We start from the raw sequence: 17142 nt of genomic DNA, 5'->3' as shown, positions 1-17142 counted from the left end.
AGCTTGACCTAGCATCTGAGCATGACGGTCCTCCCCGACGACGGGTTCTCATTGGCCGCCGAATTCCCGGATGCGACCCACGAGCAGTGGCAGCGGCTGGTGGCCGGCGTGCTGCGCAAGGCAGGCAGGGAAGCGCCGGACACGGCCGCCGAGGACGTGCTGTCCACGGCCCTGGAGGACGGGCTCACCACCCGTCCTCTGTACACGGCGCGCACGGCACGCAACGGCGCGGACGGCGCCGGGTATCCGGGCTTCGCCCCCTTCACCAGGGGCGGCCGGCCCGAGGGCGGTGCGGTCTCCGGCTGGGACGTACGCCAGCGCCATGACCGGCCGGATCCGGTCCGTACGAACGAAGCCGTGCTCGCGGACCTGGAGAACGGGGTCACCTCGGTCTGGCTGTCCGTCGGCGCGGCAGGTGTACCACTGTCCGGGCTCGCCACGGCACTGGACGGCGTCTATCTCGACCTCGCCCCCGTCGTACTCGACGCGGGGGACGAATTCGACGCCGCCGCCCGGGAGTTGCTGCGGCTGTACGACGAGCGGGGGGTGACTCCCGAGGCCGCGCTCGGCAACCTCGGCGCCGACCCGCTCGGGCACGCCGCCCGCACCGGACAGTACGGGGACGTCGCCGACCGCACGGCCGCCGCGAGCGGTCTCGCCCAGCTCTGCCACCAGAAGTACCCCGGGCTGCGGGCGCTGACCGTGGACGCGCTGCCGTACCACGAGGCCGGCGCCTCGGCCGCCCAGGAACTGGGTTGCTCGCTGGCCACCGGAGTCTCCTGGCTGCGTGCCCTCACCGCGGCCGGTCTCCCGGTGGAAGCGGCCTGCGGCCAGCTGGAGTTCCGCTACGCGGCCACCGCCGACCAGTTCCTCACCATCGCCAAACTGCGCGCGGCCCGCAGGCTCTGGGCCCGGGTGACCGAGGTGTGCGGCACCGCCGGTGCGCAGCGCCAGCACGCGGTGACATCGCCGGTGATGATGACCCGCCGCGACCCCTGGGTGAACATGCTGCGCACCACGGTCGCCTCGCTCGCCGCCGGTGTCGGCGGTGCCGATGCCGTGACCGTGCTGCCCTTCGACCATGCGATCGGACTGCCGGACGGCTTCGCCCGGCGGATCGCGCGCAACACCTCGACGATCCTCCTTGAGGAGTCGCACGTGGGCCGGGTCATCGACCCGGCGGGCGGCTCCTGGTACGTGGAGCAGCTCACCGACGAGCTCGCCCACGCGGCCTGGACGTGGTTCCAGGAGATCGAGCGCGCGGGCGGCCAGGAGGCCGCGCTGCGGGGCGGTCTCGTCTCCGAACGGATCGGCGCCGGCTGGGAGAGCCGTACGAAAAACCTGGCCAAGCGGCGCGAACCGGTCACCGGGGTGAGCGAGTTCCCGCTGCTCTCCCAGGCTCCGGTCGAGCGCGACCCCGCGCCCGCCGCACCGTCCGGCGGACTGCCCAAGGTGCGTCGCGACGAGGCCTTCGAGGCGCTGCGCGCCCGCTCGGACGCGCACCTCGCCGCCACCGGCGCCCGCCCGCGGGTCTTCATCGCCGCCCTCGGCCCGGCCGCCGCGCACACCGCACGCGTCTCCTTCGCCGCCAACCTCTTCCAGGCGGGCGGCATCGAACCGGTCCACGACCCGGTCCAGGTCGACGCGGCCTCGGTCGCCGACGCCTTCACCGCCAGTGGGGCGGGCGTGGCGTGCATCTGCTCCAGCGACTCGCTCTATGCCGAGCAGGCCGCACCGGTGGCCGAGGCGCTCACGGCAGCGGGCGCGCTGCGGGTCTTCCTCGCCGGCCGTCCCGGCGAACAGCGAGAGACGTATGAACGGGCCGGAGTCGACGAGTTCGTCGTCGCGGGCGGCGACGCGGTCGCCGTCCTGACCTCCGTCCTCGACCGGATCGGAGTGGCGTGATGCGGACCCCTGACTTCTCGGTCCCCGACTTCTCGGAGATCGAACTCGGTTCCGGCGGCGCGTTCGGGGTCGACGAGGACCAGTGGCGTACGGCGGTCAAGGAGTCCACCGGCAAGGGCGCCGCCGACCTGGTGTGGGACACGCCCGAGGGCATTCCCGTCAAGCCGCTGTACACCGGGCAGGATCTGGCCGGTCTCGACTTCCTCGGGACATACCCGGGCATCGCACCGTATCTGCGCGGCCCGTACCCGACGATGTACGTCAATCAGCCGTGGACGATCCGTCAGTACGCGGGCTTCTCGACCGCCGAGGAGTCGAACGCCTTCTACCGGCGCAACCTCGCTGCCGGGCAGAAGGGTCTGTCGGTCGCCTTCGACCTGCCGACCCACCGCGGCTACGACAGTGACCATCCCCGGGTGACGGGCGATGTCGGCATGGCCGGCGTGGCCATCGACTCGATCTACGACATGCGGCAGCTCTTCGACGGCATTCCGCTGGACCGGATGAGCGTGTCGATGACGATGAACGGGGCCGTGCTGCCCGTTCTCGCGCTGTACATCGTGGCCGCCGAGGAGCAGGGCGTACCGCCCGAGAAGCTGGCCGGGACCATCCAGAACGACATCCTCAAAGAGTTCATGGTCCGCAACACCTACATCTATCCGCCCAAGCCCTCGATGCGGATCATCTCGGACATCTTCGCGTACACCTCGCAGAAGATGCCCCGCTACAACTCCATCTCCATCTCCGGCTATCACATCCAGGAGGCCGGAGCGACGGCCGATCTGGAGCTGGCGTACACCCTCGCCGACGGCATGGAGTATCTGCGGGCCGGAATCGACACGGGGCTGGACGTGGACGCCTTCGCGCCCCGGCTCTCGTTCTTCTGGGCGATCGGCATGAACTTCTTCATGGAGGTCGCCAAGCTGCGGGCCGCACGGCTGCTGTGGGCGAAGCTGGTGAAGACGTTCGACCCGAAGAACTCCAAGTCGCTCTCGCTGCGCACCCATTCGCAGACCTCGGGCTGGTCGCTGACGGCGCAGGACGTCTTCAACAACGTGACCCGTACGTGTGTGGAGGCGATGGCCGCCACCCAGGGGCACACGCAGTCGCTGCACACCAACGCGCTGGACGAGGCGCTGGCGCTGCCGACGGACTTCTCCGCGCGGATCGCCCGCAACACCCAGCTGCTGCTCCAGCAGGAGTCGGGGACCTGCCGGGTCATTGACCCGTGGGGCGGCAGTGCGTACGTCGAGAAGCTCACCCACGACCTCGCCCGCCGTGCCTGGCAGCACATCGAGGAGGTCGAGGCGGCCGGCGGCATGGCGCAGGCCATCGACGCCGGCATCCCGAAGCTGCGCATCGAGGAGGCTGCGGCCCGTACGCAGGCTCGTATCGACTCCGGACGCCAGCCCGTCATCGGCGTGAACAAGTACCGCGTCGAGACCGACGAGCAGATCGATGTGCTCAAGGTCGACAACTCCTCGGTGCGCACCCAGCAGATCGAGAAGCTGCGACGGCTGCGGGCCGAGCGCGACGAGGGTGCTTGCCAGGACGCGCTGCGCGCGCTGACGGCCGCGGCCGAGACAGGCCCGGGGGCCGGTCTTGAGGGCAATCTGCTGGCGCTCGCGGTGAACGCGGCGCGCGCCATGGCGACCGTAGGTGAGATCTCCGACGCCCTGGAGAAGGTGTACGGGCGGCACTCGGGGCAGATCCGTACGATCTCCGGTGTGTACCGGAACGAGGCAGGGACGTCACCGGCAGTGGATAGCACCCGCACCCTGGTCGAGGGGTTCGAGGAGGCCGAGGGCCGCCGTCCGCGCATCCTGGTCGCCAAGATGGGCCAGGACGGCCATGACCGCGGCCAGAAGGTGATCGCCACGGCCTTCGCCGACCTGGGCTTCGACGTGGATGTCGGCCCGCTGTTCCAGACGCCGGAAGAGGTGGCCCGCCAGGCGGTCGAGGCGGATGTGCACATCGTCGGCGTCTCCTCGCTGGCCGCCGGGCATCTCACGCTCGTACCGGCGCTGAAGGAACAACTGGCCGCCGAGGGACGGGAAGACATCATGATCGTGGTGGGCGGGGTGATTCCGCCGCAGGACGTGCCGACGCTCCTCGACATGGGCGCGGCGGCCGTCTTCCCGCCGGGCACGGTGATTCCGGACGCGGCGTACGACCTGGTGAAGCGGCTCGCCGCGACGCTCGGCCACAACGAGCTGTGAGCCCATGCCGTTGAAGGTCGATCTCGACAGCTATGTGAAGGGCGTACTCGAGGGGAAGCGGGCGCAGATCGCGCGCGCCATCACCCTCGTCGAGTCGACCCGGCCCGATCACCGGACAGCGGCGCAGCAGTTGCTGACCGAGCTGCTCCAGCACGCGGGCAACGCCCGCCGTATCGGCATCAGCGGGGTGCCGGGTGTGGGCAAGTCCACGTTCATCGACGCGTTCGGCTCGATGCTGACGGGGCTCGGGCACCGGGTCGCGGTGCTGGCCGTCGACCCGTCGTCCACGCGCACCGGCGGCTCGATCCTGGGCGACAAGACCAGGATGGAGCGGTTGTCGGTCGACCCGGCCGCCTTTGTGCGGCCGTCGCCGTCGGCGGGCACGCTGGGCGGTGTCGCCAAGGCGACCCGCGAGTCGATGGTGGTGATGGAAGCCGCCGGGTACGACGTGATCCTGGTGGAGACCGTCGGCGTCGGCCAGTCGGAGACCGCCGTGGCCAACATGGTGGACTCCTTCCTGCTACTCACGCTGGCCCGTACCGGCGACCAGCTCCAGGGCATCAAGAAGGGCGTCCTGGAGCTGGCCGACGTCATCGCGGTGAACAAGGCGGACGGTCCGCACGAGCGCGACGCCCGCGCGGCCGCCCGTGAACTCGCGGGTGCGCTGCGGCTGATGCATCCCGCCGACGCGGCCTGGACTCCCCCGGTGCTGTCCTGCAGCGCGCGCGAGAGCACCGGGCTCGACACGCTCTGGGAGCGAGTCGAGCAGCACCGCTCGCTGCTCGACTCGACCGGCAGGCTCGCCGCCAAGCGCCGCGACCAGCAGATCGACTGGGCCTGGACGATGGTCCACGACGAGCTGCGGGACCGGCTGCGCAGCCATCCCGGTGTACGCGCCCTCGCGCCGGGCATCGAACAGCAGGTGCGGGACGGGCGGTTGACGGCGACGCTCGCCGCCGAACGGATTCTGGACGCTTTTCAGCAGCCGCGCTAGCTGTTCTGTCCACGGAGGTTGGTGACGCAGGTCTCGGCTGAGTGATCTTGAAATGGGTGAGGGCCTTCTGGCCTGGTGTGGATTGCGACATCTGCACCGGCGACCAGAAAGGCCCTCGTGCCACACCGTAATGCACCCCTGACCGAGACCGGACGGCTGCGCCTGGCCCGCTGCGTGGTCAAGGACGGCTGGCCACTGCGTCGGGCGGCCGAGCGTTTCCAGGTCTCGCCGACGACGGCCCAGCGATGGGCTGAGCGCTACCGGCTGTTCGGTGAGGCGGGCATGGCGGACCGTTCAAGCCGTCCGCACACGAGCCCGCTCCGCACCCCGACCCGCACCGAACGGCGGATCATCAAGGTCCGGCTCCTGCGCCGGTGGGGCCCGGCCCGCATCGCACACCTGCTGGGCCTGGTGCCCTCGACCGTGCACCGTGTGCTGACCCGCTTCGGCCTGGCCCGTCTCGCCCACCTGGACCGGGCAACCGGCCGTGTCATACGCCGCTACGAACGCGACCGGCCAGGCGAACTGGTCCACGTGGACATCAAGAAGCTCGGCAACATCCCCGACGGCGGCGGCCACAAGACCATCGGCCGCCAAGCGGGCCGCAAGAACCGCTCCGGCGCCGGCTACAGCTACATCCACACCGCCGTCGACGACCACTCCCGCCTCGCCTACAGCGAGATCCACGCAGATGAGAAGAAGGAGACCGCCACCGCCTTCTGGACCCGCGCCCAGGTGTTCTTCACCACCTGCGGGATCACCGTCGAACGGGTCCTGACCGACAACGGCGCCTGCTACAAGTCACACGCCTGGCGCGACGCACTCGCCGCGGCCGGGATCACCCACAAGCGAACCCGGCCCTACCGGCCGCAGACCAACGGCAAGGTCGAGCGCCTCAACCGCACCCTGCTCGACGAATGGGCCTACGCAAAGCCCTACCGCTCAGAGACCGAACGCCGCGAGGCGTTCCCGCAGTGGCTTCACACCTACAATCACCACCGCGGACACACCGCGCTGAAAGGCCAACCACCCGTCAGCCGCGTCCCCAACCTCACAGGGCAATACAGCTAGCGCGGTCGGGGCGGGCGCGGGCTGCGTCCGCCCCGACCGTGCCCGCCCCCGGTCCCGGTCCCGGTCCCGGACAGCTCAGGAAGACAGGCCCCAGGCCCCATCCAGGACGATCGACCCTTGACAGGTGACCAAATGGTCACCTATTTTTTGTGGTGTGGACGAAGTGTTCAAGGCACTGGCCGACCCGACCCGGCGCAGCCTCCTCGACGAGCTCTTCCGGGAGGACGGACAGACGCTCAGCGCCCTCGAGGCACGGTTCGGCATCAGCCGCTTCGGAGTGATGAAGCACCTCAAGCAGCTCGAGGAAGCGGGCCTGGTGGTGACCAGGCGGCGCGGTCGCGAGAAGCTCCACTTCCTGAACCCCGTCCCCATCCGGCTCGTCCACGACCGGTGGGTGAGCAAGTACGCGGAACCCTGGGCCGCTGGCCTCAGTGGCCTCAAAAGCCGTCTGGAGAGCCCCATGGAAAAGATCTTCGAGATTTACATCCGCACCACCCCCGAACGCCTGTGGCAGGCGATCACCGACCCCGAGATCAGAACCAAGTACAACTTCGGCGTGCGGGTCACCGCGGACTGGAAGCCCGGCGGGCGCTTCGAGATGAGTTCCCCCAAGGCCGACGGCCTGCTCGGCGAGGGGGAGATCCTCGAGATCGATCCACCGCGCCGGCTCGTCCAGAGCATGGTGGCGCTCTGGAGCGACGAGGTGCAGAGCGAGGGCACGTCCAGGGTCACCTGGGAGATCGAGCCCGTCGGCGACTCCTGTCGGCTGGTCGTCACCCACGACCAGCTGCGCGAGGGCGCGAACGACGAGCTCTACGGCGGCTGGCCGATGATCCTCTCCGGCCTGAAGACCTGGCTGGAGACGGGTGAGCTGCTCACCACGCCGGGATCACTGATGTACTCCTGAACCGACGGGACGACGGGACGACCGGACGACGGACCCCGGCGACCGGCTTTTCCGGTACGACTGTGCGCGGCGGGATCCGCACCGGAAAAGCCGCCGGGTCCTTTCAGGAAGCGCCGGACTTCCCGATGTGCAGGCCGGAGCCCACCACACGGGCCGTGATGCCCTCCCGCTCGACGGTGATGTCCCGCAGGTTCAACTCGCTGAGCGAGCTGGGCAGTTCGAAGGAGAGCGACAGCCGCTCCGAGAGCTCCGGAGGCTTGAGGGCGAGCAATGCCTCGACGAGGCCGGGGTCGACGCCCACCTTCCGCAGCAGTTGCGGGTGCTCGATCACCACATCGACGAGATTGACCTTCATCAGCCGCTCGATGAACTTCGGCGCGTTGGTGAGCCGGTGCAGCTCCTCCTCGCTCCGCAGCGCCCTGCTCACCTGCTCCTTGGGCACTCCGAGCCGGTCGATCACCGCGGGCACCGCAAGCAGCCCCTTCAACCGGGCCCCTTCGCGACTGATCCGCTCGGCCGCCTCGCGGTGCAGCCGCAGACCGGAGTGTTCCGGGTCCTTGCCCGGCCGGTAGGTGGCAACGCGCGGGATGTCGAGCTGCATGGCGTCGATGGTGGTGGTCAGCGCCCGGCCGTTGTCACGCCTGATGCGCGCCTGTGCCCGTACACGCAGATCCTGGCCGGCGACCGCGAGTTCACCATTGACCCGCACCGCGTCGGGACCGCTGCCGGTGAACTTCAGCTGTGAGGCGCCCAGTTCACGGTTGAGGTCGTCGAAGGAGAGCAGCACCTCACCGTCGAGCCTTCCGATGACGGCGCCCTTGATCGAGGTCGGGGCGTCTCCGACGATCCGTACGTCCTTGGCGGTGGCCCGTACCTCGGCCAGCGAGACCCGGTCGGCGGAGACGTCGGGCACGGTGACGTCCACCTGGTCGATCCGCTCGTCGAGCAGCTGAGTGAGGAAGGGGAAGCCGTGGATGTCGACGTCGGGCCTGGTGGCGAGCCCGAGCGACTGCTGGAGTTTGTCCGCGGCCTTGGTCTGTGCGTAGTACTCCGCGAGGCGGTCGGCGAGCAGCAGACAGACGGTGCACACCAGGGTCGCGAGGGTCAGCTTCACCACCGCGGGCAGCGCGGCGAATCGGCTCCTGCCCCGATGGTTGGGCGGTGACCAGTCGTCATCGTCGTCGAGGTCGGAGGTGAGCCCGAGTTCCAGCGGGTCTCTGGGGACGTAGTTGGCGTAGTCCGGTTCGGGATCTGCCAGTTGAGCGAGCTCTTCGTATGGATTTCGGGAATGCGCTGATATGCGTGTGGGGGGTCGCATCACGTCATCCCACCATGCCGACCACCCTCGAACGCAAGTCCTACCGGGTGTACGTAATGGTTCAAGCCAATAAGTGACCATGAACTCCCTGGTGGCAGCGGTGTTCAGTGATCGGATTCACTCCGCCGAGGCCGTCCATTCGGTGGGCGTTCCCTCGGCGCGCCATTGAGCGGGGGCGAGCCCGACCCTGGCTCGTTACGCTCGGTACATGGTCACTTCGCACGTCCTCACCTGGGAAGTCACGGAGAGCCAGGGGTACGAGACCTCATGGATCGAGTTCCGTGGCACGGCCCTCCAGGCCCATGGACGCGCGGTCGGGACCCGGCCGGAGGTGTACTGGCTCTCGTACGACCTCGACGCCGGCGAGAACTTCGTGACTCGTGAACTGCATGTGCGCGCCGCGACGGCCATGGGTTCGCGCGAGCTGCGGCTGCTGCACGACGGGGACGGCCGGTGGACCGCCAACGGGGAGCGTGTGCCCGAGGTCGACGGCGCACTCGACTGCGATCTCGGACTGTGTCCGCTCACCAACACCATGCCGGTGCTGCGGCACGGTCTCCAACTGGCGCCGGGCGAGCGAACGTTCCTGATGGCCTGGGTCTCGGTACCGGATCTGACCGTGCACGCGTCACGACAGACCTACACCCACCTCGCGCGCACCGAGACCGGTGCGCGCATCCGGTTCACCTCGGGCGACTTCCGCACGGACATCGAGTTCGACGGGGAGGGCCTTGTGGTCGACTATCCGGGACTGGCGCACCGGCATGCGCCGGCCGGCCACCACAGGTGATCACCCGGCGCAGTATTGGGCAACAACGTTCGACGAGGCAGGAGTGAAGGTGGTTGAGGTATGAGGCTCACGGTCCTCGGCGGCGGTGGTTTCCGGCTGCCGCTGGTGTACGGCGCGCTGCTCGGCGATCACGCCGACGGCCGCATCACCGAGGTGACCCTCCACGACCTGGACGCCGGGCGGCTGGCCGCGATCGAGCGAGTCCTCGCCGACCAGGCCCAGGGCGTGCCGGACGCTCCACGCGTCACGGTCACCACCGACCTCGACGAGGCGCTGCGCGGTGCCGACTTCGTCTTCTCCGCCATCCGCGTCGGCGGCCTCGAGGGCCGCGCGGCCGACGAGCGGATCGCCCTGGCCGAGGGCGTCCTGGGCCAGGAGACGGTCGGCGCCGGAGGCATCGCGTACGGACTGCGCACGGTGCCGGTCGCCGTCGACATCGCGCGCCGTGCCGCCCGGCTGGCCCCCGACGCCTGGGTCATCAACTTCACCAACCCGGCCGGCCTGGTCACCGAGGCCATGGCCCGCCACCTCGGCGACCGCGTCATCGGCATCTGCGACTCGCCGGTCGGGCTCGGCCGCCGGGCGGCCCATGCTCTCGGCGCGGACCCCGACACGGCGTGGCTCGACTATGCCGGCCTCAACCACCTCGGCTGGCTGAGCGGACTGCGCGTCCAGGGCCGCGACGAACTGCCCCGGCTGCTCGCCGACCCCGAACTGCTCGGCTCCTTCGAGGAGGGCAGACTCTTCGGCCCCGACTGGCTCAGGTCCCTCGGCGCGATCCCGAACGAGTATCTGCACTACTACTACTTCAACCGGGAAACGGTACGCGCGTACCAAGACGCGCGGCAGACCCGCGGCGCCTTCCTCCATCAGCAACAGGCGCGGTTCTACGCGGAGATGGAGCGCCCCGACGCCCCGGCCCTGAAGACCTGGGACCGCACCCGCGCCGAGCGCGAGGCCACCTATATGGCACACAATCGCGAGGCGGCCGGGGCGGGCGAGCGCGACCCCAGTGATCTGGAGTCCGGCGGCTACGAAAAGGTGGCGCTCGCCCTGATGCGGGCCATCGCGCACAACCAGCGCAGCACGCTGATCCTGAACGTCCGCAATCGGACCACTCTGTCGGTGCTGGACGAGGAGGCTGTCGTCGAGGTGCCCTGCTTCGTCGACGCGAACGGCGCGCACCCCGCCCCGGTCTCCCCGCTCCCGCTGCACGCCACCGGCCTGGTCTGCGCCGTCAAGGCCGTCGAGCGCGAAGTACTGGCCGCCGCCCGGAGCGGCTCGCGCGCGAGGGCGGTGAAGGCCTTCGCCCTGCATCCCCTCATCGACTCCGTGACCGTCGCCCGCCGGCTCGTCGACGGCTACACCGGCGTCCACCCCGCGCTCGCCTATCTGAGGTAGGAGCCGCACATGCACGACGAACGCCGCCGCATCGAGGAGCGCGTCGAGCGTGTCCTTGAGCAGCGCATCAAGCCCGCCGTCCACTCGGCCTCGCTCCCCGTCGACGTCACCGCCCTACGCGCTGCTGCCGGGTGCGAGTGTGGAGGACGCCATCGCCGAGGGGTATGCGCTCAATCTGCCGCTGCGTGTCGCGGAGTCGGAGCGGGGCATCGAGCCGCGGGTCAGCAGCGACAACGCGGCCGTGACGGTCGAGGCGGTGAAGCTCGCCGACGACCGCTCAGGGGATGTGGTCGTACGCCTCTACGAGTCGCACGGCGGCCGGGCGAAGGCGGCCCTGCGCACCCGTTTCCCGCTGGCCGGGGCGCAGGTGACGGATCTGCTGGAGCGTCCGCTGCCACGCGAGTCGGTGACCATCGGGGAAGCCGAAGTGGCCGTGACGCTGCGGCCGTTCCAGATTCTGACGCTACGGCTCTCCCGGGCGTAGGGGGTCGCTGCGGACCCCTACGACTGGGCGCGGCGGCGGAGCAGTACGGACACGCCCACGGCGACCAGCGCGAGCACGGCGGCGGCCCCGCCGGCGATGATGGCGGGCTCATTGTCCTCGCCGGCCGACGACGCTGCCGCCTGCCGCCCGGCAGGCTCGACGACGACGGGGGCGTCGCTCTGCTGTCCTTGGACAGGCGGACTGCTCTGCTGCGCCTGTTCCTGTGCGGGCGGACCGCTCTGCTGTCCCTGGGCGGACGGATCGCTCTGGTGTGCCTCACTCTGCTGCCCGCCGCCCGCCTGCCCATCGTTCTGTGCCGCACCGTCACCCTGCATGACCACGTCGGAGCACGAGTAGTAGGTGTCCGGCGTGCTGGTGTTCCGCCATACCGTGTACAGCACATGACGGCCCGTCAGGCCAGTCGGCAGCCGACCGGAGATCCGGTACGCGCCGCCCTCGAGCTCTGGATCGGTGACCGTGGCGAAAGGCACCGCCGCCAGATCGTCCCACCGCAGCGGCGCGCCCGGATCGTAGCCCTGCTTGGTGAGATACAGACTGAACGTCCCCTTGTGCGGGATGGTCGACCGATAGGTGAGGGTGAAGTCGGCACCCGCCTTCAGCGGCGTGGCCGGCCAGTCCCTACGGGCGATGTCCAGACCGGCATACGCGTCGAGGCCCGCACTGCACAGCTGCCCGTCCGGGATGAACTCGCGGTCCCTGCCCCGGACATCGGCGACACGCAGGTTGTCCCACGCCTCGAACTCCGCCCCTCCGTTGGCGTCGACGGCTGCCCGGCACGCGGCCGACGCGTGCTGCGTACCCTCCGGACTGCACGCGGCAACCCGGCTGACGGGATCGGTCGGGGCGCCGTGCGCCCGGGCGGGCCCCGCGGCCACGATCGTGAGCGCCAACGGCACGACACCGGCGAGCGCGGTGGCAGCGGCAATGCGATGGGGAGTCATGCGCGGCAGGCCTCCTGGGTGGGCTCGACAGGCTGTCGTGTATTACGACGGCGCCCGACGGAGCGTTCAACCGCGGAGTCAAACTCTCCGGGCACGGACGGCAAACGCCCGGACATCCGTGCGGCCGTGGCCGGTTCCGCCCCTGCGCACTACCGGTGCGCCCCGCATGTCCGATAGAGGTTCCTGCGCGCAGACCTGTCCCCAGCCCGCGGAGGTACGCCACATGGCCCAAGGACGGAGCAGCACCACCACACCGGGCAAGAGCCGGTTCGACGACATCTACAACGAGCCCGACCCTCGCGCCTACTTCCGCCGGCTCGCACCGCTGCGGTACGAGATCCCGCACCACGCCCAGGACGTCTTCCGCCGCGCCCGCGCCGAGCGGGCCGCCGCCCATGAGACGGGCGCCCCCGTCACGGTGCTCGACCTGTGCTGCTCGTACGGCATCAACGCCGCCCTTCTCAATCACCACCTCACGCTCGCCGAGCTGTACGCGCACTACACCGGCCCCGGGGCCGAGCGCCTCAGCCCCGACGAACTCATCGAGCGGGACAAGGAGTTCTACGCCGGCCGACGGCGCGCGGACGCGACCCCGGTCATCGGCCTCGACGCTGCCGGACATGCCGTCCGCTACGCCGTGGCGGTCGGCCTGCTCGACGAGGCGTACGCCGAGAATCTGGAGCAGTGTCCGCCGAGCCCCGGGCTGCGACACGCCGTCGCCGGCGCCGGGCTGATCACGGTCACCGGGGGCATCGGGTACATCACCCACCACACATTCGAGGCTCTGCTCGGCTGCGCCCGGCTGCCGCTCTGGGTGGCCGCCTTCGTACTGCGTACGGTTTCCTACCAGCCGGTGATCACCCGTCTGGCCGACCACGGCCTGCTCACCGAGACGGCCGCGCAGACCTATCCGCAGCGCCTGTTCACCGGCCCGACGGAACAGCGCGACGCCATCGAACAGACCCTGCTCGCCGGCCACAACCCGTCCGGTCTTGAGACGAGAGGCCGCTACTACACGCAGCTCTACCACTCCCGGCCCCGCACTGCGTGGGCGCATATGGGGACCAATAGCTAGAATTCGAACATGGGAGAGCGGCCTGTCGCGCCGACTGCGCCCGAGCTCGTCCTCGAAACCGACACGGGCTTCACCGTGATGAGTCCGAGCCGGGATTACCACGTCGGGCGCGACCCCTTGAGCGACATCGTCATCGACGATGCCCGGGTGTCCTGGCACCACGCCGTGCTGCGGCCCGATGACGGCCACTGGACGCTCGAGGACGAGAACAGCACGAACGGCACCTTTGCCGACGGCAGGCGGATCCACGAGTGGGGGGTCGGTCCCGGCAGCGTCATCCGGTTCGGCAATCCCGCCGACGGCCCGCGAGCAGTGCTCGTGGGCCGGAAGCCGCCCGGGGCTTCGGCGGACCGTCCGTCCGCCGTCTCGATGCCGTCGGCGACCGGGACCTTCCGGGCGCCGACGACGGTACGGCCGCTGCCCGCCCGCGTCGTACGCATCGGCCGGGACACCGACAACGACCTGGTCATCGACGATCTGGTCGTCTCACGCCGGCACGCGGAGCTGCGGGCGCTCCCGGACGGCACATACGAGATCGTCGACCTCGGCTCGCACAACGGCACCTTTCTGAACGGCCAGCCGGTCGACCGGGGCCAGGTCGGGGCCGGTGACATCGTCGGCATCGGCCACTCGGCGTTCTGCCTGGTCGGCGACCAGTTGCAGGAGTACGTCGACACCGGTGAGGTCTCGCTCGACGTGCAGGACCTCGCGGTCTCGGTGGACCGGGGCCGTAAGACACTGCTCGACCATGTCTCGTTTCCCGTCGGCCAGAAATGCCTGCTCGCCGTGGTGGGACCGAGCGGCGCCGGAAAGTCGACGCTCCTCAACGCGCTGACCGGGCTCCGCCCCGCCGACCAGGGCACCGTCCTCTACGACGGCCGCGACCTGTACCGCGACTACGCGGAGTTGCGCCAACGCATCGGCCTCGTGCCGCAGGACGACATCCTGCACTCGCAGCTGAGCGTGCGCCGGGCGCTGGCATACGCCGCCGAGCTGCGTTTTCCCCAGGACACCGCGAAGGCGGAGCGCCAGGCCAGGGTCGCCGAGGTGGTGCGCGAACTGGGCCTGGAACAGCGGGCCACGCAGCCGATCCACAGCCTGTCGGGCGGCCAGCGCAAGCGGGTCAGCGTAGCCCTGGAGCTGCTGACGAAGCCGTCGCTGCTGTTCCTCGACGAGCCGACCTCGGGGCTCGACCCCGGCATGGACCGCTCGGTGATGCATATGCTCCGCGGCCTCGCCGACGACGGGCGCACGGTCATCGTCGTCACGCACAGTGTGCTCAGCCTGGATGTGTGCGACCGGTTGCTGGTCCTCGCTCCGGGCGGCCGCATCGCCTACTACGGGCCGCCCGACGACGCGCTCGCGTTCTTCGGCTTCGAGCAGTGGCCGGAGGCGTTCGAGGCCTTCGAGAGTGACCAGGACCGGGACTGGGCGGGGACGTATCGCGACTCCCCCTTCCACCGGCAGTACATCGCGAACTCGACGGCGCAGCCGCAGCGGCCACCGGCAGAGGCGTCGGGCATCGTCCCGCCGCCGCCGAAGGCGCAGAGCTGGGGGGCGCAACTGCGGACCCTGGTGCGGCGGTATGCCGCCGCGCTCGGCGCGGACCGGACCTTCCTGATCATCATGATCGCGCTGCCGTTCGTGATGGGCGCGATGACCCGCGCGCTGGCCGGCAGCCGGCTCACTCAGGAGACGGCGATGAACGCGCTGCTCATCCTGTGTGTGGGCGGGGTGCTCACCGGCGCCGCGAACGCCGTACGGGAACTGGTCAAGGAACGGGTCATCTACCAGCGGGAACGGGCCGTCGGGCTGTCCAGATCCGCGTATCTGATGTCCAAGGTCGTGGTGCTGGGCACGATCACGGTGCTGCAGGCGGTGGTGCTCACGCTCGTCGGTCTGGTCGGCGTCGATCTGTCCGCACCGGGCGGTGAAGGGGTGCTGCTGCCGCCGCTGGCCGAGATCACCCTGGCTGTGGCGGTGCTGTCGTTCACGGCGATGATGCTCGGTCTGCTGGTCTCCGCGCTGGTGCGCAAGGAGGAGGTGACGATGCCGCTGCTGGTGCTCCTCGCCATCGTGCAGGTCGTGTTCTGCGGGGCGCTGCTGAAGCTGGGCGGAGTGCCGGGCGTGGAGCAGCTGGCCTGGCTGGTGCCGTCCCGCTGGGCGCTGGGCGCGATGGCGGGGACGATCGGGCTGGCCCGTCTCGTTCCGGGCAAGTTGACGACGGATCCGCTCTTCGAGCACTCCGCGGGGGTATGGCTGCTCAACATGGGCATGCTGGTCGTGCTCTCGGTCGTCTTCGGATACGCGGTCGCCAGGCTACTGCGCCGCCACGAGCCCGCGATCATGCGGAAGTAGGAGCGGGACCCCCATGGCGACCGAGGAATTCCGCCCGACGCATGTGGTCCCCCGGGACGGGTTGCCCGCCTGGGAGAGCGCTGATGTGTCCCGGCCCACCGATTCGCTCGACCCGCTGCTCCCGGTGCAGCTGGTCGACCGGCGCGGTGACTGGGGCCGGATCGTGTGTGCCAACGGCTGGTCGGCATGGGTGGACGGCCGCCTGCTGGTCTCCGTACCGCAGGATCCTCCGGTGCCCGGTGGCACACCGGCCCGCACGGAGAATCCACGTCCGCTGCTGGGCCGCGTGGCGGAATCGCTGAGCCAGTACCGCCGCGCGGCGGAGGACCTCGCGACCGCGGGGACGGACGGCGAGACCTTCCGCCGCCGGACGCAGGGACTGCGGCTGGGGGTGGTGGTGGACGGCGAGTCGATGTGGCTGTACGACGCGGAGCACGAGCGCTGGGTGTACTGCGACGGGTCACGGCTGAGCACCTACGCGGCGGGGTCGGCCCCGGATGCTGCTCCACGCCCGGACGCTGCTCCGGGCGCCGCGGCGGCGGACGCTGCTCCAGGCCCGGGCGCGGCGGAGCCGACGCAGATCGTCGACCCTGCCCGGGCCGCCACACCCGAACCGGACCGACCGGCCGGTGACGGATGATGGACCGTGGTTCGCGCGATTCGGCCCTTCCTGTCGGGAGGCCGTCCGACGTGCTCGGCAAGCAGATCGCGAGCTATCTCGTCGAGAGCGAGATCGGCCGCGGCGGCATGGCCGTCGTCTACCGCGCCAGAGACCTACGGCTCGACCGCACCGTCGCCCTCAAACTCCTCGCCCCCGAGCTCGCCCGCAACGACACCTTCCGGCAGCGCTTTGCCCACGAGTCGCGCGTCGCCGCGGCCATCGACCACCCGCACATCGTGCCCGTCTTCGAGGCCGGTGAGACCGAAGGCATCCTGTACATCGCCATGCGCTACGTCTCCGGGCAGGATCTGCGCGCCCTGCTCGACCACAAGGGCCCGCTGTCGGTGCACGCGGCGGCCCGGATCGCGGGGCAGGTCGCGTCCGCGCTGGACGCCGCCCATGACCACGACCTCGTGCACCGGGACGTCAAACCCGGCAACATCCTCGTCGCGGCGGGCACGGACAGCGACCACCCCGAGCACGTGTATCTCACCGACTTCGGGCTGACCAAGAAGTCGCTGTCGCTGACCGGGTTCACCACGGTCGGCCAGTTCGTCGGGACCCTCGACTATGTGGCCCCGGAGCAGATCTCGGGCCGTCCGGTGGACGGCAGGTGTGATGTCTACAGCCTCGCCTGCGTCGTCTACGAGTGCATGGCCGGGGCCCCGCCCTTCCAACGCGACGACGACATGGCGCTGTTGTGGGCGCACCAGTACGATCCTCCCCCGCCGCTGACCGGTCACCGCCCCGAGCTGCCGTCCGCGGTCGACGACGTACTGGCGAAAGCGCTCGCCAAGTCGCCCGACGACCGGTTCGACAGCTGCCTGGAGTTCGTGACCGCGCTGCGGGTCGCGGGTACGGCCCAGGAGGCGGGCGGTCGTCCGGCGACGCGGCTGGACGTGCACGCGGCCAAGGCGCCCTGGGATCCCGGGCCGCCGCCCCAGCCGCCCCACTGGGCGAAGCCGGTCTTCCGAGGCCTCGGCCAAGGAGAGTGAGC

At 70.2% G+C, this 17142-nt stretch carries 13 protein-coding genes and 1 pseudogene; 12 read left to right on the top strand and 2 right to left on the bottom strand.

All coding sequences use genetic code 11. The features are described from left to right. The first annotated feature begins 21 nt into the window (after positions 1-21). From ACQEVG_RS15290 to ACQEVG_RS15270, 5 genes are all read left to right on the top strand, one after another. Positions 22-1905, top strand: a complete 1884-nt coding sequence (locus tag ACQEVG_RS15290; RefSeq protein ID WP_432982953.1) for a methylmalonyl-CoA mutase family protein — start codon at positions 22-24, stop codon at positions 1903-1905. Then, on the top strand, positions 1905-4124 hold the full coding sequence (gene scpA, locus ACQEVG_RS15285) for a methylmalonyl-CoA mutase (protein ID WP_432982950.1): 2220 nt from the start codon (positions 1905-1907) through the stop codon (positions 4122-4124). Before ACQEVG_RS15290 ends, scpA begins: the two co-directional genes overlap by 1 nt. Positions 4125-4128: 4 nt before the next feature. Beyond that, positions 4129-5118, top strand: coding sequence for a methylmalonyl Co-A mutase-associated GTPase MeaB (gene meaB / locus ACQEVG_RS15280; RefSeq protein WP_432982947.1), 990 nt, complete (start codon positions 4129-4131; stop codon positions 5116-5118). A gap of 117 nt (positions 5119-5235) precedes the next feature. Next, positions 5236-6189, top strand: a complete 954-nt coding sequence (locus ACQEVG_RS15275; RefSeq protein ID WP_432982944.1) for an IS481 family transposase — start codon at positions 5236-5238, stop codon at positions 6187-6189. A 154-nt stretch (positions 6190-6343) separates the two neighbouring features. Next, positions 6344-7096: an ArsR/SmtB family transcription factor gene (locus ACQEVG_RS15270; protein WP_432982941.1), complete on the top strand. Its 753-nt coding sequence runs from the start codon at positions 6344-6346 to the stop codon at positions 7094-7096. A gap of 103 nt (positions 7097-7199) precedes the next feature. On the opposite strand, the gene ACQEVG_RS15265 is transcribed toward ACQEVG_RS15270, so the two are convergent. Beyond that, on the bottom strand, positions 7200-8414 hold the full coding sequence (locus ACQEVG_RS15265; protein ID WP_432982938.1) for an LmeA family phospholipid-binding protein: 1215 nt from the start codon (positions 8412-8414) through the stop codon (positions 7200-7202). A gap of 208 nt (positions 8415-8622) precedes the next feature. Here ACQEVG_RS15265 and ACQEVG_RS15260 point away from each other — a divergent pair, with 208 nt between their 5' ends. The 3 genes and pseudogenes from ACQEVG_RS15260 to ACQEVG_RS15250 form a co-directional block, all read left to right on the top strand. Continuing rightward, positions 8623-9204, top strand: a complete 582-nt coding sequence (locus ACQEVG_RS15260) for a putative glycolipid-binding domain-containing protein (RefSeq protein ID WP_432982935.1) — start codon at positions 8623-8625, stop codon at positions 9202-9204. Positions 9205-9264: 60 nt separating this feature from the next. Continuing rightward, the gene (locus ACQEVG_RS15255) at positions 9265-10605 is read left to right on the top strand and encodes a 6-phospho-beta-glucosidase (protein WP_432982932.1); all 1341 of its coding nucleotides are present in this window, start codon (positions 9265-9267) and stop codon (positions 10603-10605) included. A gap of 115 nt (positions 10606-10720) precedes the next feature. Beyond that, positions 10721-11089, top strand: a pseudogene (locus ACQEVG_RS15250) (glycosyl hydrolase-related protein); the annotation flags it as partial. A 17-nt stretch (positions 11090-11106) separates the two neighbouring features. On the opposite strand, the gene ACQEVG_RS15245 reads toward ACQEVG_RS15250, so the two are convergent. Beyond that, complete coding sequence (locus tag ACQEVG_RS15245; RefSeq protein WP_432982929.1) at positions 11107-12051, bottom strand: lytic polysaccharide monooxygenase auxiliary activity family 9 protein; 945 nt, start codon at positions 12049-12051, stop codon at positions 11107-11109. A gap of 223 nt (positions 12052-12274) precedes the next feature. On the opposite strand from ACQEVG_RS15245, the gene ACQEVG_RS15240 reads away from it, so the two are divergent. The 4 genes from ACQEVG_RS15240 to ACQEVG_RS15225 are packed head-to-tail and all read left to right on the top strand — an operon-like array spanning position 12275 to position 17140. Beyond that, positions 12275-13126, top strand: coding sequence for a hypothetical protein (locus tag ACQEVG_RS15240; protein WP_432982926.1), 852 nt, complete (start codon positions 12275-12277; stop codon positions 13124-13126). A gap of 9 nt (positions 13127-13135) precedes the next feature. Next, the gene (locus ACQEVG_RS15235; RefSeq protein ID WP_432982923.1) at positions 13136-15484 is read left to right on the top strand and encodes an FHA domain-containing protein; all 2349 of its coding nucleotides are present in this window, start codon (positions 13136-13138) and stop codon (positions 15482-15484) included. Positions 15485-15497: 13 nt separating this feature from the next. Next, the gene (locus ACQEVG_RS15230; RefSeq protein ID WP_432982920.1) at positions 15498-16124 is read left to right on the top strand and encodes a hypothetical protein; all 627 of its coding nucleotides are present in this window, start codon (positions 15498-15500) and stop codon (positions 16122-16124) included. Further along, complete coding sequence (locus tag ACQEVG_RS15225; RefSeq protein WP_432982917.1) at positions 16124-17140, top strand: serine/threonine-protein kinase; 1017 nt, start codon at positions 16124-16126, stop codon at positions 17138-17140. Before ACQEVG_RS15230 ends, ACQEVG_RS15225 begins: the two co-directional genes overlap by 1 nt. The last annotated feature ends 2 nt before the right edge of the window (positions 17141-17142 follow it).

The sequence above is a fragment of the Streptomyces sp. CA-135486 genome, assembly GCF_050936555.1.
GTDB lineage: Bacteria > Actinomycetota > Actinomycetes > Streptomycetales > Streptomycetaceae > Streptomyces.
This window is presented reverse-complemented; position numbering and strand designations above follow the sequence as displayed.

Bases quoted from the DNA above. Each gene is read 5' to 3' on its own strand.
- ACQEVG_RS15265 (WP_432982938.1), bottom strand. From the start codon at position 8,414: ATGCGACCCCCCACACGCATATCAGCGCATTCCCGAAATCCATACGAA.
- ACQEVG_RS15240 (WP_432982926.1), top strand. From the start codon at position 12,275: ATGGCCCAAGGACGGAGCAGCACCACCACACCGGGCAAGAGCCGGTTC.
- ACQEVG_RS15255 (WP_432982932.1), top strand. From the start codon at position 9,265: ATGAGGCTCACGGTCCTCGGCGGCGGTGGTTTCCGGCTGCCGCTGGTG.
- ACQEVG_RS15230 (WP_432982920.1), top strand. From the start codon at position 15,498: ATGGCGACCGAGGAATTCCGCCCGACGCATGTGGTCCCCCGGGACGGG.
- ACQEVG_RS15245 (WP_432982929.1), bottom strand. From the start codon at position 12,051: ATGACTCCCCATCGCATTGCCGCTGCCACCGCGCTCGCCGGTGTCGTG.
- ACQEVG_RS15225 (WP_432982917.1), top strand. From the start codon at position 16,124: ATGGACCGTGGTTCGCGCGATTCGGCCCTTCCTGTCGGGAGGCCGTCC.
- ACQEVG_RS15290 (WP_432982953.1), top strand. From the start codon at position 22: ATGACGGTCCTCCCCGACGACGGGTTCTCATTGGCCGCCGAATTCCCG.
- ACQEVG_RS15260 (WP_432982935.1), top strand. From the start codon at position 8,623: ATGGTCACTTCGCACGTCCTCACCTGGGAAGTCACGGAGAGCCAGGGG.
- scpA (WP_432982950.1), top strand. From the start codon at position 1,905: ATGCGGACCCCTGACTTCTCGGTCCCCGACTTCTCGGAGATCGAACTC.
- ACQEVG_RS15235 (WP_432982923.1), top strand. From the start codon at position 13,136: ATGGGAGAGCGGCCTGTCGCGCCGACTGCGCCCGAGCTCGTCCTCGAA.
- meaB (WP_432982947.1), top strand. From the start codon at position 4,129: ATGCCGTTGAAGGTCGATCTCGACAGCTATGTGAAGGGCGTACTCGAG.